Genomic DNA, 21,540 nt, shown 5'->3' with positions numbered 1-21,540 from the left:
AGGAGTGAACATGTATGCAGCCATTTACGAAACGCGTGATCGAAGTGATCCAGAGCATCCCCGAAGGATATGTGGCGACTTATGGACAAGTAGCCCGATTGGCTGGGAGTCCGCGGGCCGCACGCCAAGTCGTTAGAATACTTCACACCCAAAGTCATATTCATAAGCTTCCATGGCATCGGGTTGTTAATGCCAAAGGCGAAATTGCCATCAAGGACGATGAGTCCAGATTAATGCAGGAGCTATACCTGCAGGACGAAGGCGTTACGGTTAACCACCTGGGCATGATCGACTTGAAGAAATTTGGTTACGATCCTGCGGAATAGATACACACAGCCAGATTTCTCTTACAAAACTCCCCTTGCGGGTCGTGCTATGACGAAGCACCTTCCACCCCGTCTCCTGCAGATGTCCCCTTAATGGTTCCGTGCTAATGAGAACCGCCCGATCTGCCAACCTGTGTAAGCTATGCAGCATCTTCAACTTCTCTTCCTCTGGGAAAACGGAACACACATTATAAGGAAGATCCAGAATAGCCGCATCATAATGTCCTTGCCATGTATTCATATCATGAATGGCAACTATGTTGTCATCATAACCGTAATGCTTCAGGTTCACCCTTGCTCCCCGCACCGCAAGCGGGTTAATGTCACAGCCCTCGACCGAAATTCCCATCGACAACGCCTCGATCAGAACATTTCCCATTCCGCAGCAGGGATCCAGCAGCATGACCCCATCGGGTTCAGGTGCAGCGATGTTAACCAATGCCCTTGCTAACCGAGAGCTAAGACCTGTGGAGTAATTTTGCGGCTTCTGCTTATGCTTCAGCCAGGCACGCGCTGGCTCTTGCAGTATGCCCAAGCGCCAGATGCCGTCTATGGATATCATCCCAAACGTGATATCGGGTGATTTCATCTGTGCTGTTCCTGCGATTCGGCGGCCTACCCTCCGCTCAAACTCGCGTAATTGATCATAAGTATAAGGATCTCCCGCCTTTAGGGAAACAACTTTGAAGGTGGCGTTCCTAAGTTGAATTTCGTCTGCTTGCTCTGCCATTTGTTCTATCGAATCGCCAGTCACCCTGACATCCAGGCAAGCGGACAGGAATGGGCTTCGATCCGGATCCACCCATTGCTCCCTTTCCAGCCAGTCCTCTCCATCCGGCATATGTCCGAACAGCTCGGCCAGCTCCATGAAGCACAGCTCACGCTCTGTTTCATGACAGGCGTAAGTATACAGATATGATGACTTATCCCTTATGGAAGAAGGACCCCATACAATGTCATCTTGAACGAAATTCGTCATTTATTTCTACTTCCTTCTATTATATAAGTGAATATCCTGCATCAGCTTAAACATACGCATTAATACATATATGGCAGGATAAATGTTGTATGGAAATAAAATGCTGCGCAGTTTAGAATAGTTTCTTCTATATAGAGAACTATATGGATTCTACTAATAGACGATAAGATGCCAGCCGCGCAGCATAATCACTCACCGGTGTGACAATCAAGAACTCGTCACATTCATACTGCTCTGCCATATTCCGAAGCCTGAGGTGCACACTTGCAGGCGTACCGACAATAAGTTGACTAGGGCCTGGCGTTCTGGAAGCAGCCGTATCCGGACTTCCTTGTTTGGATTTGCCTGCCGGATCTCCGTTGTAGATCGGATCTCGGCTGCGGCTCCCCCCTTTATCGCGATCGGCCGATCCATAAAACTCAGCTTGTCCAATCCTGGTTGAAGCAGAGCTCTGTTCGGGAGCAGCTGCCCCCGTGTCCAAGCGGTCCGAGGGCAGCGTGCGCTGTCCGAACCCGGAAGCTTGAGCAGCAAGCTCGCCTGCTCGTTCCTCCGTCTCTGCACACACAATGCTTACTGCCACCATCGTGTGCGGTTCTCGCAGACGTGCGCTGGGCTGAAAACCTTCACGATAAGAGCGCAGAACCTCGGCACCGTTCGTATCGCTCATGAACTGGCCGAATACATACCCCGTGCCGAATTCCGCCGCATAACCGGCACTCTTCGTATTCGTGCCGAGCATCCACATAACCGGCTCCGTTACAGGAACCGGTTTCGCTGCCACCGGCACATCCTCGTAGCGATATCGGTCTTCGAGCAGTTCGGTCAGGGCCCGAATCCGATGAGGTAAATCTGCCACGTGGCCCAGGAAATTTCCGCTAAGCGCCATGCTTGTATGCGCGGAACCTCCCGGCGCCCGCCCGATCCCGAGATCGATGCGTCCGGGATACAGCGCCGCCAACATACGGAAATTCTCCGCTACCTTCAGTGGACTGTAATGCGGCAGCAGCACGGCCCCGGAGCCGAGGCGAATACGTTCTGTCCGGGCGCCGATATGGGAGAGCAGAATCTCGGGCGAAGCGCAGGACAAGTGCTCCAGATCATGATGCTCCGCCGCCCAGTAACGGCGGTAGCCCCACGCTTCCGCATGCTGTGCCAGATCCACCGCATGCAAAAGGGCCTCCTCGAAGGTGCTCTCCCCAAAACGCGGAACAAGATCAAGCACGCTAAACTTCAATGGGTTGTTCATAAGCTCCCTCCTTCTCCTGACCCCTAATCCAGATCGTAGATCGAGCCAACCTTCAGGCCATATAACTCGTTGTATATTTTCTCGGCAAAGGCATCCGTCATGCCCGCGATATAATCAATCACCATATGCTCCCATGTCCAGATCGGGTGCGCCCGCTTCTGATCCGCTTCATAACGCTGAAGCCAATCCGATGGAATGATGGCCGTTGAGGCAACAGGATCAAGAAAAGCGTCCCACAGGCGCTTAATGATCCACTCACTGCGTTTTTGCAGACGCTGGACCCGCAGGTCGCGAATCATGGTCACCCAGGCGAAACTTTTCAGGACGCTGACCGTGCGCAGCATATCCTCGTCCTCCGCGCCGTCTCTGACAAACGTCACCTTTTTCCAGTCCCCGTTCGTGATCACGCCCAGGCTGCCTACAAACAGACTCACCCAATAGGCCTTTACCTCGCGCCGGGTACGGGAATAGTCATTCTCGCAAGTCGGCATCTTCTCATTCCAAATCTTGAGGAACTCATCCAGCACCGAATCCACCTTCGGATGAATCTTCTCTGGGGTCCAGCCCTTCCACACCTCGTCCTCCAGCGTCATGATCTTCTCCACGATCAGCTTGTTCAGATGACTGTCCCGCAGAAAATGCTCATGCACCTCAATCTTTCCGGCTTTAATGCCATCCTCCAGATCATGCGCGGAATACGCGATGTCATCACAGAGGTCCATCAGCTGCGCTTCGAGCGTCCGATACGTGGCAGGAATTTGCCAAGCCTCCCGGATGTGGGAGATATATTCCCATTCATGCCGGTACATCCCTTTCGGATTCACCAAACCGGAGAACGGATATTTATTAATTCCAAGCAGAACCGCATCGGACAGGTTGAGCCCGTTCACGTTCTCTCTTTTCTCCAAAAACATGATCAGCCGAAAATTGTGCGCGTTCCCTTCAAAATGCTCATATTTTCGACGCATCGCCCGCTGTACTTCAGCAGCCTGCTCCGGTGTGGGCGTACCCGGCTGACGCGTCAGCTCCTTCTCGGTTCTGCGGTCGATGAGTTTCTCCAGAATGCCCTGGAGCACCTCTTCGCCTTTATGACCAAATGGAGGATGTCCAAAATCATGGGCGATTGCCGCACATTCCACCACCTCGGGATCAATCATCAGGCCCGCATTCTCGGCTTGTTCCGGCAGCACTTCAGGATAATGACGGGTCAGGCTTCGCGCCGCTTCCCGTGCAATCTGCGCAACCTCCAGTGAATGCGTTAAGCGCGTTCGGTAGTAATCGCCGGTGCCTGCACCGAATACCTGTGACTTCCCCTGCAGCCTGCGGAACGTCGGCGAATGGATCAGGCGGGAATAATCCCGCTCGTATACTGCGCGCGAAGCATCGGACTTCGTCTGCTCCGGGTATTGGCGATGCTCTCTAAGCTCCCTCAGTCTCATTTTCCCCACTCCTGTTTATCTGTTTATGGTCGATTCTGAATTGTTCGTTCCTTAGATTATATGCCATCTCGCTTCTGAAAGAAAAAGGTTATTCCTTCTGTACCCGTTCCCTCATTGTATACCCCTATCGTAACGCCTGTTATCCGCTGTGGAGGATTTTCCTTCATATACCAAGCTTCAAACACCGACACGGTGAGCAGACTCTCCCTCTGCCAAGCATTTCATGTTATGTAAAAAGGATGGATTGGAGCGTAATAAAGCTTACATTATGTAAAGCACCAGACGCTTCTAGGATCACACAAAACCCGTACCGAATGAAAAGGCCGCCTATTGGCGACCCCAGTGTTTCACAATAAGTTTTTTTCTGCCAATACGGCTGTTAGATGCTGCAAAATTAGCGACGTTTCGTATGTCGTAAAACAGCGCTTGTCACTTACTCTCGCTATTAAAGACCCCTACCCGGTGCAGGACAGTCATGATTCGGTAAAAATCGAAGCTGCCTTCCGGGTCATTCAAAACCTCTGCCTGCTGAGCAGCCTGTATCGCGGGTTCTGCCCAGCTTGGAACTTTTGCAGACTTTCCACTCTCTACGTCCTTGAGCCTGGAGTTCATTTGCTTCATGGTATTGCTCTGTTCTGTTAACATTTTCATTGCGGAAGCATACTGCTCGTTAAGCTGACGTACCTGCTCTTGTGTCTTTTGCAGCTCCGCTGTTAATTGTTCGATTTTCATGCGTTCCTCCTCCTCCGGACTGGGTACATCATACTGATGAAGTGCGTTTTGCTCCATAAGGGAGATCAGCTTTTTCGGATAATTGGGATCTGTAGCGTAGCCTCCCTTCCATATCTCCGTTGCTGCCGTTTTATAGTCAGCCCATAACACGCCATGGTAACGCATTGGCTTGTCTCTCGTTCCATTCAGGATGAGCCGCGTATGATCAGCAACCGATTCGCTCCAGCTGTTATACTTGCGGAACTGGGCGTTGGTTGTATAAGGTGTCTGCCCCCGGTATTCCGTTGTCTGCATGGTGACACTTCCCGCCGGACCGGTTCCCTTGATACCAAACAGATTATTTGCTTTTTGCGTGAGACCACTCGTTCCCCAATTCGACTCCAAAATAGCCTGGGCCAGCGTAAGTGAAGCCGGTACCCCGTATTTACGCATGTCCTGAACAGCAACAGGGGCAAGTCGGGCAATAAATTCAAGAGGCTTCATTCTTTTTCTCCTCCTTTCCTTCGGTTTGCTTGTCCCCTTCTTCGGATTTGATCTGGAACACCTGTACCACATTACGCAGGGACTGAGGGATCGGTACTCCCATTCGCCCAACGTTCTCAATAATAGACAGCAGCTCATTCGCAAGATAGAAGAAAATCACGGTATTCTGAAAATAATTCATCTCTCCCAGCACACGGTCCACCAGATGCATCAGGGCGATGATGAGAAAAATGGTCATTTTTCGTGCAATACCAGTATAACCAATGCGGCTGCGCAGCTCACCGTTCATCCAGGCCGCGCCCCATCCTGTCAGCCAATCGATCACCACGAACCATAACAACAGATGCAGCGGCAGCGACCACCCGCCCCAGACGTACCCTGTCACGGCCCCCGTCCCCGCCACCAGCATCTTAAAAATCTGACCGATGTGCTCATACATAATTGCTCCTCCTTTATATGGTTTTGAGGGTGTGAAAAAGCCCTCGGTGAGCCGAGGGCTGGATTGAAGTTAGAATTGAAGTTATTCATAGCTGATCATAATAGAGATCACCTTTTTAGCATGTGCATCACTTCGTATGCGGATCATGCTTCCGATCGCTGTTGTCCCCAGATTTTCTTGTAACTTTATCGATAGGGTTAAAATCCGTGGACAAAGGCGACCGCTCCGCTTCTCCAGCCTGATTCCGCCTTCTCCGTTGAAGTTTTTTTAATGTAAGCTCATTCAAAGCAGCGTCTAGTATGCCTCGCCAGTGATGACTTCATATTCATGCGAGGTGATTACGCCAAACGCAACATACTGTCTTAATTGAGGCTTCTGCGCCCATTTTTTTTCATAGTAGTATTTCAATCGTTCAAAATCGTTCTCAAACATCGTCTCCCGCTCCTTTCGTTCAGCTATTTTCAAGTGACAGCAGCCGCAATTCAAGCCCTACGATTTGAGCGCCCTGCGTCTCATTCTGCTGACGCAGTTCCAAGGCCTCCAGTTCTCGTGTCACCATCTCGCTGCCTAGGCGATCCACTTCATTGGCTTCCTGCGGTTGAGGTTTTGTTAGTTCCTCGATTTCTTCCGAGGTTAAGCCTTCAATCCATAGAGTCGGCTGAGGTGGGGACTCCAGAACCGGCATTTCGCCGCGTTCTTCCTTCGGCAGTGCTTGCCACTCCGAAAGGACTCGTTGGTATGAGTCTTGAGCTGCGCTTGTGGCAGACTGGTATGCACTCCAGGCTGCGAGATCAAAACACGGGCGGTACAAGCCAGGAGTTGTCGGGATGCCAACAATGTAACCCGAGAGACTGGAGTCAGAGTCGTTTGACGGCTCATCTTCTGGTTCTGTAGCGTCTACTGTTGTAGAAACGTCAGGTTCAATGTGGGAATAAAAAGGGACGACACCGGAAAAGGCATCGTCCACAAGTGTGTCCTCTAAATAGAGGCCGTCTGTATTTACTTTAGGTACGGCTTTCATGTGGAACCTCCTTTACCCAGTTATAAAATACACTCCATCTATATTTATAAATTCGTTACTTCCTGTTTCAATATTTACATGACCACTAGGAGTTATACAGATATACCTTGAGTTAAATGTGGCATCATTAACTGTAGTATAAACCGTATGTTCAGGTCTATATCCTACAGGAAGTATAAAGACAGATTCTCTTTCTGTTATCCCAACAACTCCACCCGTTATTCTTCCAGCTAAATAAACAATCTTGTTTATTTTTTTATACATCGGCGGGCGTAATTCCCACGGCGATCTCCATCCATTTAATAACGTTGGCGTAATCCACCCCGGCGCGTCCTTATCCACCTTCTTATTCATCAGCACAGATACAGCGATTGCGTGCTGCTGCACGGCATCGGTCAGCTCTTGGAGCATAGCCTTTTCGTTGGATGCATAAGATCCGCTGAATGGAACGATAGGCGATTTGTCCAGAGTCAGGTATGTGGCGGAATAGGCAGCGGATGGATCGTATTTCGCGTTGGGGGTGTAGGCTTGCTCCGTTCCCCACGCGCCAGCCACTGTCTCTTTGGTCCACCCGTAGTCACGGAAGGAATCTCTGTATATCACTTTTATCGCGGACACCTTATTAGAGAGTGACGTACCCACGCCTGTATTGTTGATTATCCAGTTTGTATTGGCGTGTTGTTTAGGTTTAACACTCTCTTGAACCACAAGTCCTGTTCCAACCTCGATCTGATTACTGCCCTCATTAAAAGTCAGCATACCTTCGGAAACGATAGGCTCGATCGTTGGTGTTGCTAGCTGATATACGAGTTGGTACGGCGCTATTGTTTTATCTTTAAGAGAAGGAGAAACCTCGTTTACTGGTACTGACGTTCGTAGATGTTCCCAAGTACTGTTCCAGTTAGCAGGAGGCGTGTAGCCTATCGGCGTCCATGTTTTTTGGGCCGCTCCTGTTGGATCGTTGTAGGGGCTGGCGCTCATGTTACGCATTGTCCAGCCCATAAAATACGCCTTAATCTCGTTGGCATCCGGTGGGTAGTCGTCGCCCCATCCGCTGTCTGAGTTTGCGATAGATATGACAACATTAGCCGTGTCCAAGTAATGATTCCCGTTACCTATTGTCGAGATCGCCGTCGTTCTCAGTACGAGTGAGCCGTCGTACTTAGTGACAACCCCTGTATGGCTGATTGGTATAGTTCCCCCAATGTTTGCTATTGGGGATAGAATATCTTTAAATCCTGTATTTCGTTTGTATATCCCCCAATATACCGAACCATCCAGCACTACCTTCCGCCACTTCGCCAGCTTGAAATACTGCCCGTCCTTTTCGGACACTTCGTCAGCATTCGCACCCGTCAGCGGATCGGCGTATAGATCCGTTTGCAGCGCGAGCATGGCGTCTTCTCGTGGTTTGAACGGTTTAGGAGTGGAACCGAACGTAAGCATAGGGCTAGTAGCACGTATATCGTATGCCGGTAATGAATTTCTATCTTCCCCATCTATTTCAGATTGCAAATCGTAAGCGTATAGATGTATGCGAACTACCCCACTATTAGGTCCAGTAAATTGGACGCTATAAGGACTATATTCAGCCGGGTTCCTATCTACCTTTACAAGGTAACCCATACTTCCGGCGTTTACCCCACTAATATCATGAATGGCAACGTAATCACATTTTAAAGATCCAAACGATAGTGTGTACACTATGCCAGGAAGGACAGGTATATCAATATAGATTACTTGTGCTGGAATTGCAGGACCGAAAACTGTGTATGGTTCCTCAGTACGGTAAGGAAGACGACTAAACCACTCATAAAACGGCGGCAACAAATTCTCCCCATACCGGATTACATACGGGTTTCGTACAGGCTGAACACTATCGACGTATGGGTACTTGGCGGCGATTTGTTCTGGTGTCATACTGTCAAGTGCAGTGTATTCAGTGGCAGATATCTCGTATATTCGAATGGAATCAAAGTTTCCCGACTGCCCATCCTGAATATATATTTCATTGCCTAATGAATCTTTTAGCTGCAATCTAGCAACAACTTTTATTACGGCTGTTGGCTTAAATTTTAGAACGACAGGTTTGAAGCTTGCTGTATCCTCCACTGTATTTGATGCTGCATAAATATTGTTAGGTTCATTGTTTGAGTCTAACCCGTATATCCTCATGTAGGCTTTACTTTTATTATTTGATGGTTTAGCCATTCCTACCAGGATGTAATGAGCATCCACCTTTACAGGTATTCCCTCATGGTCAATATAATGCTCGAATGATGCGGTTCCCGTAGCTGAAACTTTTAGAGAACTCGAACCCCCTTCCTTCATGCCGGTATCGAGCATTACCGATGTTTGATACGCTGCGGACCATCTGTTTACAGATTCACAACCCCCATCCCGCCCAAGCAAATTCACCAGCGTCCGCCCTTTAATCCCGCTCAACTTAAAAGGCGCGCTCCGCTCTGCGTTCACGATCTGAAGCCCTGGCTGCAGCACGACTTCCCTGCGTTCTTCCGTGTCCAGGCGCTTTTCCAAAGCGCCGATCGCTTCACTGGCTTCACCTGCGAACTGATCTACGGCATCCGCGTTCTGATCGATATACTTATCCAGATCGAAATACGTCGTGGACGGTGAGGTTCGATCGATTTTGTTCAATCCGATATTCGGTGTAACCGGATTTGTCATTTAAGCTCCTCCTCCCAACAATCTGTCTTGTGTTGTTCCTGATATTTCATCAAAGGTCATGCCCTCCACCTCGGTTATCGTGAGATAACGCAGCGCGTAATCGACAGTCATATGCGCAGGTTTAATCTCCTCAATGGCCGATTTCAGATCGCTTAAATTCGGGGGAATGCCCAGCGTATCCCGAAAATGAATTGTCACTTTATACGCATCCGGCTGTACGGTTACTTCGATGCTGCCCCGCTCGTAGGCCTGCGCCACGTTTTTGAGCATGCTGGCCGACACTTTCCCGCTCCCCCGCATCTTCGAGATAATAACCGAGCGCCGCTGCTCTATCGGCTTGGACAGATTCACCGGAATGTTCAAGTCCTGCTCATATCGGGACAGCGCCCAGGTAGCAGTCTCTGGATAATACTGATCCAGCAGATCCTCCAGTTCCTGCGTCAGCTTGTCCAGCTCGGTCCCTTCGGCTCCGGCGATGGCTTTCATCTCCCGAACATCGTGATAAAAGGACGGCAGGTAACTCAGCCAAACCTCCGCTTTGCTCATTGGACCGTCACCGTCCCCAAGACGGCTACCGCTTCCGGGTGAATGGGAATGCTGTCCGTTCCTCCATTAATGGTCAGTACCTCATAGTCGATTACCGCGGGTATGTCCAAAATCACGTTGGCAATCCGGTTAAACCGGACCAATGGATCGGACATGGCGAGATCTTTAAGATACTGGCGAACCCCCTGCTCAATCGCTTCCTGCACGCCATCCATGCCGGCTCCTTCCAGAAGCGTAACCTGCACTTCGATATGAACGGGCACTTCATTCGCGCCAACAACGGTAACCACCGAGCCGACGGGAGCCGCTCCTTCGCCCATCCCATCCATGGTCGGATCGATGTACTCCTGCACCGATTCCACAACAGAAGGCGTCGGCGATCGCATCTCATTGTCGAGCAGCACGACCTTCACGGTACCCGGACCATTCCACAACGGAAAAGCCCTGGCTTTGCCAACTCCGGCCTTTTCTCTGGCCCACAGCTCATATTGATTCCGGTTCGCGCTGGTCACGGGACGGGCGATTTTTTCCCGGTAACGGTCATACAACGCTTCGTCCGACTCGGTATCTTCGCCTGGTACCCACAGTTCCATCAGCTCTGCCTTCACCAAGCCTTCAATGTATTCCAGTGGCAGCAGCGAACCGAAGCGGCGGTTGCCATCCTTCCCGATCGTCTCGCATTCCACAATATATTGACCCGCTTCCAGCCGGGTAATGACCTTATAGTTCAGCGGATCCAACGAAAACCGGCTTCCCAGCGGTACATCCACCGGGACACCATTACTGCCAGGAAAGTGTCCCAAAAGCTGCGCTTTAGTAGCCTGCTTCCGGGTCAATCCCGACCACGCAATGCTCCGATCCAAATATTCACCCGATGCCGTAGCGGCAAATTTCAGATTCATGGAATATCCCAATTCCGCGTACATCTGAGCAAGCTCAGCAGCAGAAGGTGCCAACGCATCGTAGATGATGCTGCCCTCTCTTTTGTCCATGCCGTCCGGAATCCGATCCAGCATCCGCTCCAGAATGGCTTCATACGTCTGTTCCTCTACCATCATCCCTCACCTCCTTCGTCATATTGAAAGTCCCATACAGACTCCGAACCGTAAATTTCGCCATCGCCTGCTCGCCCGCAAAAGTGATATTCATATCATCCACGGACACAATCCGGTCATCCTGCAGCAGCGCTTCCTTGATGTGCCTCTCGATTTCGGCATAAGCCCACAGCGGGTCACGCCCGATGACGGAATCCAGCTCCTGCCCGTAGTTACTGCTATAGATCAAATGCTCAAACCGGCGGGTCTGAAGGATTTTTACGACAGCCTGCTTAACGGCCTCAAGACCGTCTATGTGACCGGATATCGAGCCTTCCTCCAGGTTCAATTGGTACGTCAAACTGGGCTGCTCCAGCGTTTCCACGATCTCACTACCCGGTAGAATCGTTCCTCCCTGCGGGATCATGACGGCTTCACCAGCCGATCCAGCACGAGGTATGTCTGCCCGCCCTGATAACGAATGAGCAGCACCGTATCCCCAGTCTCCAGCCCTCTGCGAATGTAATACTCTGCACCGCCGATGTTCAGCTTATACTCGGTCATCGACTCGCCGATAACCAAAAAATCCTCCGTCAGGCTGAAACGCTGATCCACGTTCACCTCCAGAGGATGTACAGATGTGACTGTGCCGTACAGCACCGCCATCGGATTCGTGCTTCCTACGGCGCTGAGACTGGCTTTTTTGATAATATCCAGCATTCCTGCTTACACCACCTTCATATTGAGCGACATCGTGTGCGTACCGTCCGAGAATTTATGCGTACATTCATCGATGAGGTACGGCTTCAGCCCTTCTTCGGGAAGATTGACATAAATCGTGTTTCCCGCACGGACCCGCAAGTCTCCCATAGCCTCAATCGACAGCGTCTGCTGCTCCCTGTTCTTCAGTTCGAGCAAATTCTGTGCCAGCTGCTTCAATTGGGCCGGGTTCATGTTCTCGTCTGCCACCTCGTACAGCTGCAGCAAGCCCCACTGGGCGATGTTCTGCCCATGCTGGTACATATACACGTCCCGCTTCCCGCTCTCCTTGTTGTCCCGCACGACTTTAACGCGGTTGTACGTTTCGTTGTCGATGCTTTTTTTATATGAAAAATCCGTCATCAGGCTGTCTTCTCCAACAGCGAGCATGAGCAGCATATCATTGATGTTGCGAAGTGTCAGTTCACCATACTGGTCATAAAACATATAATACTGCTTGGTCGCAATCAGCGTGGACTCCAGCGTCTTGCAGATTATATCAATCAGCTTTTTGTCTGCTTCCAGCATCGCGGGAATCGTATGGCCGGTTTGGGCCAGCGTGCCTGTTTTCAGATTAAAATCCTTGGCAATCTTGCGAATGATTTCCTCTACCTTGGCATTGGTGAACCGATAGGTGTCGTTGCTGGACAAATAGCGCAGCTGGTCGTAGGCCATCAGTTTCACCTGGGCGTCCAACCCCCATTCTTTTGAAAAAACATAGCCATAAAATAGGTCCTTGTTATCCTTGCGGAAACGCACAATGTCACCGTTCTCCACGTCAAATTCCTTGCTCTGCGCCAGACCATTGTTGACGTAGTTGATATCAAGACTCGCCGGCTTTGCCTGACGGCTTGTTTTCCATGTAATATCCGTTACGATCTGCCCCAGATCCCACACGCTTCCATTCTTTCGGTCAATCATCAGCTCGATCATGCAGCCACCTCCTTAAGGAATCTTGAGAACCCGGCCAATCGCCAGCTTCCGAACCTCATGGTCCTTGATTCCGTTCAGTTTTTGGATGTCCGTATGGCGCGAGCCGCTCCCGAGCAGCTTTTGGGCAATGCTCCACAGGGTGTCGCCTTTGGCAACCGTATAGGAGACGGGCTTCTTCCGGTCATCCGGCCGGTCTTCCTTCTTCACGGCTGCCGCCTTCTTATCCTTGAGCGGTACCACCTTCCTTGCCCCATAGAACACATAGCGCTTTAAGGTAATGGAGAATTCAATATCCTCCGGCGATCCGGACATCGTGTTCCAGTTGAAGCTTTCGATGGATGCCGCCATGTTGATGCCAAATGACTTCATCGCCCGCACCACATTCTTGCCGTCTGTACCGCTCAGCGGATCGGGAACAAGCCCCGTCATCACAAAACGTACCGGTCTGCGGCTCTCCATCCAGCCTTTGATGGTATTTACGTATTCCATTGGAAGTTTCAGCTTCTCATCAGACCCTAGATGGACAAAGGGATATACCCTGCCCGGGAAAAAGCTCTCAAACGAAATCTCCGTCAGCTTCGGATGCAGAATCGCATTCACTTCGCCAAGTCCCGCTACCGTATAGGATTTGCCCTCACCACTATCCTTGACTTCAATCCGCTCAGGGTTCACCGGAAATCGAAAAACCTCCTCCTGGTTATTAAAGCTCAGGAAAAATCCGTAGTCGCTCATGCTACAAATACACCCCCTCGGCACTGGACACAAACTGTTCTTCCAGCGTACGATTTATTCTTGACATGATGGTATCCAGATCGGCGCCGGAGTTAATATCCCCCGTTGTCATCTGTACAGTCGGCGTCAGGGTGATCATATTGCTGATCGCGTTCACTTCCGCCAGGTCGCGCATGACCTTCAGATCCTCGCTCGCCACGTCGACCGAATTGTCCACTTGACCGATGGAATCGATGCTGCCGCCCGCAGGGGCTACAGGAATTGGGGCGCTTGACATGGCCGGCATGGAAGACATCCCGGGCATGGCCGGGGTTGGAGTTGTTTTCGGCATCGTAACATCGTAACCGGTTTTGCCTATATTGTACTGCTCCAAAAGATCCTCGTTGTTCTTGCCCGCACTCTTATCCGGCATGAAACTGTCCTTAAACGTATCCATCGAAAAATCTTCTATAAAACCCTTCCCATTTTCCTTAAAATTCGTAAAGTCCGCCTTATATTCAATCTCTGCAATTTGCTTCGTATCCACGCCAAGAACCTTGCCAAAAAAGCCCGCTACCGCGTTCACACCTTTGATGATGCCGTTAATAAGATTAATTACTGTATTGACGGTGTTTTGTGCAAGATCGACGATGAAGCCGAATACGTTGCTGAATATTTGCTTAAGTCCGAGGGTTACTACTTTCCAAGCACCGAAAGCGGCCATAGCAGCGATGACCAAAGAAATTAACAGCATAAGAGGATTAGCTTTGATAACCATGTTAAATATTCTCATCGCTCCTGTCACTACGTTCGTGATCATAGCCATAGTCGTTTGAGCTGCTGCAAACGCGTAAGCATATACTTTCCCCATGATTAACCCTGCATTTAACGCTGCAAAAAAAACACCTACTAAAGCAATAACAGGAATTAATCCCATAAAGATCGTGATCAAATTCCAGATAGTGTTACCAACACCCGCAATGGTTGCTTTAATGAATTCCCAGGCTGAAGGTATCATTTCAGCAATCCATAAGAACCCTTGAGCTAATAAGGCTAGTCCAGAATTCAATATGTTAAAAAACGGTTCAAATGCCCCTGATTCAAATGCAGAGCTAATTATATCTAGAATAGGCATTATAGATTCAAGTGCCCCGCTCCCTATTTGAATAAAGGAATTATTCACATATCCCAACATCTTTTGCCACTTACTCATAGGAGAGTCCATCATCTTTTGAAGAGCTTCCTCCGTCATCCCCGATTTTTGTAAGAGTTGATCCATAGATGCTAAAAATGCCCCAAAATTGCCCTTTGATGATGTCACTTCCTTGGAGAATTGTTTGATGTTGGTTTCAGGTAACTTAAACTCTTTCGCAAGCGAGCTCGTGTCGCCTTGCATGGCACTCATTATGGCAGAAGCGGCATCTCCCGAACTCTTTCCCGTAGATGAAAGCTTACTCAATCGCTCAGCATAACCATTTAACGTGGAAATCTCATCTGAGTTTGTCGTCATGTTCATGAAAGATATTGAATTACCGAGCGTTTTATTGACATCGGCTCCCGATTTCAATGCATCCTGCTTGAATTTTTCAAACATAGCCGAGCCAACTTCTGGATCTCCTATCTTACTCTGAATAACATTCTCTAAATTTTGTTGTTTTGCCGCCGGTATAATGGAAACATCCGCTATGAATTTCATTCCATTATACGCAGCTTTAATTGCACCTAGCGCACCGCTAAATTTACTCGATAACTTCTCTCCCTTTTTCACTTCAGTATTCAGATTTTGTTGAGCTGTTGCCGCTTCATTAACTTTAGCCTCAGCTTCTTTTATTTTTTTGGTAGCGTGCTCAAAGCTCAGACCGAATATAAACGACTGTTCAAAAACGAGTTTATCCCAGTTGCTTAATGCCTTCATGATTTTTGGTGGAACAAGTATTTGAGAATTCGCCATTCCTTCACCCCCTTCTTCTACAACCTATCTCCGCTTCCGGACTCGCTCGCGCTTCTCCTTCTCCACCCGCATCGAGATCATGGCATAGATGGCGGCCCGTTCCCGGACCGTCATCGCCATGAACTGGTGAGGAAGGATGTGCAGTTCATGGAGGGCGTAGTACGCATAGTTCGCGTCACCATCGCCCTCTTGGATTAGTTTTTTACGTCGTCCACCAGATCGTTCATATCCCGGTCAAAACCGTTAAGGGCCTGCACCCGCTCGCCAAGCGCGGCAAATTCGCCTGGCAGCAGCATTTTGCGGAGCAGGGATTCTGCACCGAGCACGCTGTAGGATTTTTGCAGCTCGCTGTTTTTTAAATCCGGGTAGATCACACTGGATACCATGAGCTTCGCCATATAGTCATTCGGGTCGATCTCCGGCGTGAATACGCCATTCTTGCCCTTGACTTTACGGGTAGCTGCTTTGCGGCACTCCTGGTTCTCTTCCTCGGTGATACTGCGCAGCTTCCAAGGCACGGGGCTCCCCTCAGCATCCTTAAAACGAACAGAGACCACGAATTCCTCCGTGATCTCCGCAGCCGATTGTCCAGCAAAAAACATACTAAAATCGCTCATATTCCTTCCTCCTCATTCATGTTAAATACTATTAGGCCAATGGGTTAAACGGGGTCTCAATCCGCACATTCTCAAACGTGAAGGCCACTTCTTCCTCCAGCGCCTCCGCTTCGGTGTCTAGGGAAGCCATGATCACGCTGTCCAGGTTGACCCCTTCCAAAATCACCGTCTGACGCCCGGTCGACGAACCCGGATCCTCATTGCGCACTTCAATCATGAAGTAGGCGTCCTTGCCGGTCTGGATGTATTCCATCATCAGCTCGCGGAAGAGCGAGGTCACGTAATAGATGGTCATCGTGCCGCTCCCCTTCCAGCCAATGGCTTTGTGCTGCACGGCGCGTTGGCCCATCGTTTTCAGCTCGGCTTTTTCCTTCTCCACCGTAGCTTCCAGCGTTTTAATGTAGAACATTTCCTCCATACGCTCGCCAATTTTGACGAATGCCTTGCCCTCTTGCCCGGAAATCGTGTCGTTTGCCCGCAAAAATGCCATCTTAGACCACCTTCACTTTCATGTATACTTTTTCAATTGCATCCACTGGCTGTACCTTGATATCTACAAACAGCACGTCGCCCTCTGTACCCGGTGTCACCACAATATCCTCGTTCGCATTGAAATTCTGAATCGCCCCTATGTTCTGCAAGGAAGCAAAATACGCAGCACATTCCGCCCAGAACAGCGTTCGGCCATCCACATTGTTGTCTACCTTCCCGATATAAGACTTCTCAAAAATCAGCTTCAGGTCATTTGCAATGCCATCCAGCACGCGGACCACTCGGTTTTTGGAAAAATGGCGCTGTTTCGCCGGTTCAATCGAAGTAAAGCTGTTAATATCCTGCTCGACCACGGCTTTGCCGCCGCTGTAGCTGAACAGGAACTCGCCCTTCGTGAGAGCCGCTTCAATCTCCGTATGGCTCAGGCGAACATCGGTATCCACCGCTTCGTCGTACGCTGCATACGTGAGCGATTCGTTAACAGCTGCCGCAGCCGTAGCACCAGTAACCCAAGCAACGGCTTTTACTTTATCTACAACGGTCCCGTCGGTGAGAACAACACCATTTTTCACGCTAATGATGCCTTCATAATCCGCAGCAGGGTAATCAGACAATACAGCTTGCACCTTCTTGCCTTCTGACTCGCGAAGACGCTTGACAAAGGCGGTATACAGGGACTTGAGCGTTGGATCTTCAGACAACAGACCTACGGTCTGGAAGTCTTGGACCTCAAGCGCGGCAAGAAAATCCACATGGTCTTGGTTGGTTACGGTGCCGTTCGCGCCGCCTGTGAGAGCAAACCCAGCCGTTGCAGTTAGATCACCGGTATCCGGTGCGAAGGCTACGTACAAGTTCGGTTCCAGTTCGGCCGCACTAGCTACAAGCTGCTTGTCCACAGCTTTGCCGCTCAGCAGCGTACTGACCACAAACTTGCCGGGATCATCCACGGCGTTCTCAACGACAATCTGGATGTCATTTCCGCGTTCGCCGCCATAACGTGCGGTTACCTTGAGTCCGGCAACGGAACCCGCTGCCTGGACACCGCTGTTCAAGCGGTATAGCAGAAGAGTACCTGCACGCTTGAGCACTTCTTTTACCGCAAGCAGCTGCGGCGCTGTGATATCATAACCCAGCACCTCGACCAGATTGGTACCTGGTTGAATGGTTAGAATTTTGTTCGACTCCCCCCATGGAAGGGAGAGACCCAGTGCCGCAATCCCCCTCTCACCAACGCGCCCGATCGGCTGCTCCTGCGATGAGATTTGGGTGTATACGCCTGGTCTTACTTTGTTGGGTGTTGTCCATGTTCCTCCGGCCATTTAAATGACCTCCTTTTTCAAAAATGTAGTCATCTGGTCTTTCGCTTGCTGAACGGTGTACGCCTTGCCCTCTTCAAGAATGGCGCTCAGCACATCCTTCTCGCGATTGTTGAATTGATTGGACTGTGCCAGCTGAAACTTGTTGAATGTTGGTACCGTTTCTTTTTTACTCATTTCAATTCGCCTCCCTGTTTCAATGTTTGCATCTTCGTTTCCGTTTCGAACTGATCGGTCGTCATCTGAATGACATACTCTGCGCGAAAACAACCTTCTCCCCCTGCCCCGTCATTCCCCGTTGGACGCTCCCAGGCCACTGATGAGGCGCGGCATGGACGGCCGCTGACATCCAAGGATGTCAGGCTCTCCAGCATCTCGTCGATGATGGTAGACACTGGCCTTCCAGTAACCGGAACGTAATGGATCCTGAAACGAAAACGAGCCGCATATCGATGGGTCGATATCGGCTCGAACTCGGCTAGGGTTAGCTCGGTTTGGAAGTATGGGACTGGAGGTAGTACGGCGGCATCCTCTTTGGAGATGAGGGGGATGTCGGGGAAGCCATTTGTAAGTTTGGTTGCCAGGGCGGCGCGTGTTTGTTGGGTAGGCATGGCTGGGCTCCTTTTCAGTAGTGTAACTCATGTTTTTTTGTTGTTTAGCATTTTTTATCGTATGTTATTGTATCTCCAGATTCTCAGACAACCAAATTTTTACCATTTTGTCTTCCTTGTCCTTAACCCTATTCAAACGAATGCCCGTTTAGTTCCCTTAATCGGTGAGTGTTTCTCCTTTACTGAGTCAAGGCGTTGGGCAGTTGAATTTTCTTCCGAGCTCATTCATTCTATCGCTGCCCCTGAAATAATCATGTTATATTCCGATTGCAACCCAATTTCCTATTGATGCGGATATATTATTAGAAGATGATGATGTCCGTGTTTGTACATTTATTTTAAATCCGTTCAGATACCAGGATACTGTTGGGTTTATTTCTATATTGGTTGATCCGTCACGTCCCGTAGTGACTGATGCCGAGATATTATAGTTATGTTCCCCTTTAACAAAATACATTGCCCCGCCTATTTGAGCTGATCTGTTATCGTTCCCCTGATGGCCATCATTATAATAAAAACTACCGTTACACCTAATGATGATTATTAATGGCTCAAAGTCTAAATTGACTATTTCCACGCCGGTTGGAGCGCCATTTCCGGATGCTCGTTTTAACCCGGTGCTGATCTGATCAATTTTAGCAGCCAAAGTATTAAATGGATCGGCCATAGATGCTGTAACGCCTTTTGATGTAATAGCATCAACAAAAGCCTGCTTACTAAGTGTCCCTGTAAATTCACCGTTGTCATTAGTAAATGTAAACCCCGCCTCAACCTGATCAGGTTGTACGTTTCCACTCCCCCCTTCACCCTGTAAAATAAAAGCCGATCCATCCCGGAACAGTGTATAGACACTAGCGTATAACTTTGCGTTATTGCCATTCGCTTTTTTAATAGGTAATGCTGTATCGTTATTGATTTTGAGTGTCGGAGCTGTAGAGCTTGCGACATTGAACTTTATCGTAAACTTTTGATTCGTGCTGATAGGCGTGTTGGATGTAACGCTATATGAATTGCCGCTATTGGTCGTTGTGCCAAGATGTGGGACAAGGCCCGATGCCGTCACCGAATCCATCTCCTGCGCTGTTATTCCCTTTGCCATATGTGTTCGTCTCCCCTCTATAAAATATCGTTAAAACCTTGCGGCGCACTATGCTGCATAATCAACATTTGTGATTTGCTCGTATTCTTCTGGAGTGATCATCTTGGCCACGACGAAAATTAGGCTGTCAGTATTTTATAACAGATGTTAGTTATCATAATAACCCTTGACTATCGAATACCAAATCTACTCTGTAACTCCTTCCAATGCGGCCACTTCGAAGAATAACGTCCCTATCGTATCCTCCAGAGATGTAATTGTTGCGTTGCCGTTAGCACTTTCCACTAGCAGTGTTCCCATGGTTGTGTTCAGCTCTACATTTACTTGTTGTAAGTCGGACACCTTGGTTTCAATTGTTTCCGGGGTGTAATAATCGTAATACAGTTCATTTTTCTCCAAGTCAACCATCAGTCTTGATGTCAAATCTGAAATGATCTTGAGATAAAGCATAGGCACATCAATTTCTACACCTTCCCGGTTCTTTTCTGACGGCATAGGAAAAAATTCTTCCTGAACCTGTCCGTCTTCTCAGATGTCTTTTGGTATATGACGTACATTTTCCATTTCTCTCCCTAATTTTAAGCTGTTAGAACCACTAAAGATCTAGCCCATCCTTCAGCTGTCGATCTGCTATCGTTCCCCTGATACATAGATGCGCTGCAGAACCGCAACGTCCCCGTCAGCTTAAAGTTGGCTGGGATCGCAGGCATTGCCACACCCACAGGTCCTCCAGCGCCGCTACCGTACATGGTTCCGGTGCGTTGCTTTCGATCAAGAGCAAACCCTGTAAGTTGGGCCATCACCTGTGCTCCAGTTGATGTCGATGTTTTTAGTGTATATACTACTCCAGCATCGTCAATAAGAACTAGCGCAGCCGTCTTTGTAGTGCTGAATTCGTTTGTCATCGTCAGAGCCTGCAATTTAGGGACATTATTGTCTTCGGCTGTGTACACATCTATATAGCTCTCACTCGGTGGGATTGTAAACAAGTCGTGATACACCCAAGCGTTAGGGTTTGGTATATTCTTTGGCATGGGATTATTGGTTACTAAACTTCTGTCGCCTGGCGACAACGTCCCCACCAAGCCCGCCACATTAACCCCGGCCCGCAGGTTATTTGCAGTCAACCCCAGCACTGCAGCCGTTACCCATGTCGTCCCGTTATAATAACCGTGCGGTGGTTTGATAAAAAAGCGATCCCCCGCCCATACCGTTGATTCAAGTCCAGGCATGTAATTGTTTTCGGCGGAGCGATTCGGCATACCGCCATTGAAAGGGCCGCTAGCATTCGAAGCACTTTTCCCGACCAATACATCCGCTGCCGTTGCATTCCCCGTTGCTCTGATCACCGCCGATATCTTAGGGATCAGCAGCGCCCATGTCTCACTAGTGGATGCCGGTACTCCGATGGCAACAAGCGCGGCAACCACTTCCGCTTTTCGCTCATTGCCAGCTTGAAAAGCCCCGTCTAGTTGATCTTGCAGCCCATTTACTCGATTGATCGGGACAGAATCCATCGCCAGCACTGCACCATTGATCGCGCCCTCCGGGCCGATTGGAACGTTTTTCAGGACTACCATCGTCACCTCAGACGTTGAGGCCACGCCGGAAAGAAGAGTGATCTTCGCCCTCTGACTGACTTCCCCAGCAGCGTTTCGGACTGTGTTGGTCACGGTGTATTGTGTCGGGTCCAGAGCAGCCCGATTAATTGCTACTAGCAAGGTGTCAGTGTCAGCGTCGAAAAGGTCAAGCGGGATCTCGAATACCTTCTGATTATCGGCTGTGGCCGTCACCAATAGCGGGTAGCTGACCAGCTTCGGGATGCCTGTTTCCGTGACCAGGCTAATCTGTTGGTCGGTGTATGATTTCGCCTGAAGAGCAGCATCCTTCACCGCTTTCTCCGTAGCCGCCACATTCTCCCTCGTACCATTTGTGGCACTGGAGAGCTGCACTATACCCTTCTCCGTCAACGAAGCGTCTGGAACTTTAATATTCCCCACCGCCTCATCAACCTTATCCCAGTTCTCATTCAGCATCGTTTCGATGTTAAAGGTCTCATTGCCATCCACCATCGGGTCTTTCTTTAACAGTCCTAAATTCGGTGTGTTACTGGACAAC

The 21,540-nt window shown here is 49.6% G+C and carries 26 protein-coding genes; 1 reads left to right on the top strand and 25 read right to left on the bottom strand.

Annotated elements, in window-relative coordinates:
• Nucleotides 1-14 precede the first annotated feature (14 nt).
• The gene (locus B9D94_RS04480; RefSeq protein ID WP_036640726.1) at nt 15-326 is read left to right on the top strand and encodes an MGMT family protein; all 312 of its coding nucleotides are present in this window, start codon (nt 15-17) and stop codon (nt 324-326) included.
• Here the strand turns inward: B9D94_RS04480 and B9D94_RS04475 are convergent.
• The 25 genes from B9D94_RS04475 to B9D94_RS04365 form a co-directional block, all read right to left on the bottom strand.
• Nucleotides 271-1,305 carry a TRM11 family SAM-dependent methyltransferase gene (locus B9D94_RS04475; RefSeq protein ID WP_148246522.1) on the bottom strand — a complete coding sequence of 345 codons (1,035 nt, stop codon included), beginning with the start codon at nt 1,303-1,305 and terminating at the stop codon, nt 271-273. The two genes, B9D94_RS04480 and B9D94_RS04475, sit on opposite strands and share 56 nt — an antisense overlap.
• Nucleotides 1,306-1,444: 139 nt before the next feature.
• Nucleotides 1,445-2,551 carry an LLM class flavin-dependent oxidoreductase gene (locus tag B9D94_RS04470; RefSeq protein WP_148246521.1) on the bottom strand — a complete coding sequence of 369 codons (1,107 nt, stop codon included), beginning with the start codon at nt 2,549-2,551 and terminating at the stop codon, nt 1,445-1,447.
• 23 nt (nt 2,552-2,574) lie between these two features.
• Nucleotides 2,575-3,990 (bottom strand): deoxyguanosinetriphosphate triphosphohydrolase family protein, encoded by a 1,416-nt coding sequence (locus tag B9D94_RS04465; RefSeq protein WP_006212515.1) that lies wholly within the window; start codon nt 3,988-3,990, stop codon nt 2,575-2,577.
• A 56-nt stretch (nt 3,991-4,046) separates the two neighbouring features.
• Nucleotides 4,047-4,181, bottom strand: coding sequence for a hypothetical protein (locus tag B9D94_RS31745; RefSeq protein WP_006212516.1), 135 nt, complete (start codon nt 4,179-4,181; stop codon nt 4,047-4,049).
• A gap of 238 nt (nt 4,182-4,419) precedes the next feature.
• Entirely contained in the window at nt 4,420-5,205 is a 786-nt protein-coding gene (locus B9D94_RS04460) for a glycoside hydrolase family 73 protein (protein ID WP_006212517.1), read from the bottom strand.
• Nucleotides 5,192-5,644, bottom strand: coding sequence for a phage holin family protein (locus B9D94_RS04455; protein ID WP_006212518.1), 453 nt, complete (start codon nt 5,642-5,644; stop codon nt 5,192-5,194). Before B9D94_RS04455 ends, B9D94_RS04460 begins: the two co-directional genes overlap by 14 nt.
• 294 nt (nt 5,645-5,938) lie before the next feature.
• Nucleotides 5,939-6,076 carry an XkdX family protein gene (locus tag B9D94_RS04450; RefSeq protein ID WP_148248723.1) on the bottom strand — a complete coding sequence of 46 codons (138 nt, stop codon included), beginning with the start codon at nt 6,074-6,076 and terminating at the stop codon, nt 5,939-5,941.
• A gap of 19 nt (nt 6,077-6,095) precedes the next feature.
• Entirely contained in the window at nt 6,096-6,665 is a 570-nt protein-coding gene (locus B9D94_RS04445; protein WP_148246520.1) for a hypothetical protein, read from the bottom strand.
• A gap of 12 nt (nt 6,666-6,677) precedes the next feature.
• Nucleotides 6,678-9,353 carry a hypothetical protein gene (locus B9D94_RS04440; RefSeq protein WP_148246519.1) on the bottom strand — a complete coding sequence of 892 codons (2,676 nt, stop codon included), beginning with the start codon at nt 9,351-9,353 and terminating at the stop codon, nt 6,678-6,680.
• Nucleotides 9,354-9,899, bottom strand: a complete 546-nt coding sequence (locus B9D94_RS04435) for a YmfQ family protein (RefSeq protein WP_006212522.1) — start codon at nt 9,897-9,899, stop codon at nt 9,354-9,356.
• Entirely contained in the window at nt 9,896-10,954 is a 1,059-nt protein-coding gene (locus B9D94_RS04430; protein WP_148248722.1) for a baseplate J/gp47 family protein, read from the bottom strand. Before B9D94_RS04430 ends, B9D94_RS04435 begins: the two co-directional genes overlap by 4 nt.
• Entirely contained in the window at nt 10,932-11,360 is a 429-nt protein-coding gene (locus B9D94_RS04425) for a DUF2634 domain-containing protein (protein WP_148246518.1), read from the bottom strand. Before B9D94_RS04425 ends, B9D94_RS04430 begins: the two co-directional genes overlap by 23 nt.
• Nucleotides 11,357-11,653, bottom strand: coding sequence for a DUF2577 domain-containing protein (locus B9D94_RS04420; protein WP_148246517.1), 297 nt, complete (start codon nt 11,651-11,653; stop codon nt 11,357-11,359). Before B9D94_RS04420 ends, B9D94_RS04425 begins: the two co-directional genes overlap by 4 nt.
• A 6-nt stretch (nt 11,654-11,659) precedes the next feature.
• The gene (locus B9D94_RS04415) at nt 11,660-12,625 is read right to left on the bottom strand and encodes an XkdQ/YqbQ family protein (protein ID WP_148246516.1); all 966 of its coding nucleotides are present in this window, start codon (nt 12,623-12,625) and stop codon (nt 11,660-11,662) included.
• A 12-nt stretch (nt 12,626-12,637) separates the two neighbouring features.
• On the bottom strand, nt 12,638-13,357 hold the full coding sequence (locus tag B9D94_RS04410; protein ID WP_148246515.1) for a LysM peptidoglycan-binding domain-containing protein: 720 nt from the start codon (nt 13,355-13,357) through the stop codon (nt 12,638-12,640).
• 1 nt (nt 13,358) lies between these two features.
• Nucleotides 13,359-15,287: a phage tail tape measure protein gene (locus B9D94_RS04405; RefSeq protein ID WP_148246514.1), complete on the bottom strand. Its 1,929-nt coding sequence runs from the start codon at nt 15,285-15,287 to the stop codon at nt 13,359-13,361.
• Nucleotides 15,288-15,481: 194 nt separating this feature from the next.
• Nucleotides 15,482-15,904 carry a phage tail assembly chaperone gene (locus B9D94_RS04400; protein ID WP_148246513.1) on the bottom strand — a complete coding sequence of 141 codons (423 nt, stop codon included), beginning with the start codon at nt 15,902-15,904 and terminating at the stop codon, nt 15,482-15,484.
• Between the two features lie 31 nt (nt 15,905-15,935).
• Nucleotides 15,936-16,394, bottom strand: coding sequence for a phage tail tube protein (locus B9D94_RS04395; protein ID WP_006212529.1), 459 nt, complete (start codon nt 16,392-16,394; stop codon nt 15,936-15,938).
• Between the two features lies 1 nt (nt 16,395).
• Complete coding sequence (locus B9D94_RS04390) at nt 16,396-17,715, bottom strand: phage tail sheath family protein (protein WP_148246512.1); 1,320 nt, start codon at nt 17,713-17,715, stop codon at nt 16,396-16,398.
• A complete protein-coding gene (locus B9D94_RS30860) occupies nt 17,716-17,889 on the bottom strand; it encodes a hypothetical protein (RefSeq protein ID WP_172963904.1) in 174 nt (57 codons plus the stop codon).
• The gene (locus B9D94_RS04385; protein WP_148246511.1) at nt 17,886-18,323 is read right to left on the bottom strand and encodes a phage tail terminator family protein; all 438 of its coding nucleotides are present in this window, start codon (nt 18,321-18,323) and stop codon (nt 17,886-17,888) included. The genes B9D94_RS30860 and B9D94_RS04385 overlap by 4 nt, the downstream gene beginning before the upstream one ends.
• Nucleotides 18,324-18,579: 256 nt before the next feature.
• Nucleotides 18,580-19,422, bottom strand: coding sequence for a hypothetical protein (locus B9D94_RS04380; protein WP_006212533.1), 843 nt, complete (start codon nt 19,420-19,422; stop codon nt 18,580-18,582).
• Nucleotides 19,423-19,470: 48 nt separating this feature from the next.
• Nucleotides 19,471-19,524, bottom strand: a complete 54-nt coding sequence (locus tag B9D94_RS31870) for a hypothetical protein (RefSeq protein ID WP_138917815.1) — start codon at nt 19,522-19,524, stop codon at nt 19,471-19,473.
• Between the two features lie 84 nt (nt 19,525-19,608).
• Nucleotides 19,609-19,917: a hypothetical protein gene (locus tag B9D94_RS04370; RefSeq protein WP_148246510.1), complete on the bottom strand. Its 309-nt coding sequence runs from the start codon at nt 19,915-19,917 to the stop codon at nt 19,609-19,611.
• An 83-nt stretch (nt 19,918-20,000) separates the two neighbouring features.
• The gene (locus B9D94_RS04365; RefSeq protein WP_006212535.1) at nt 20,001-21,539 is read right to left on the bottom strand and encodes a phage tail protein; all 1,539 of its coding nucleotides are present in this window, start codon (nt 21,537-21,539) and stop codon (nt 20,001-20,003) included.
• Nucleotide 21,540 lies beyond the last annotated feature (1 nt).

The sequence above is a fragment of the Paenibacillus sp. Cedars genome, from assembly GCF_003184205.1.
Classification (GTDB): Bacteria; Bacillota; Bacilli; order Paenibacillales; family Paenibacillaceae; genus Paenibacillus_AQ; species Paenibacillus_AQ glucanolyticus.
Note: the sequence above shows the minus strand (reverse complement) of the source record. Positions and strands in the feature narration are given on the sequence as shown.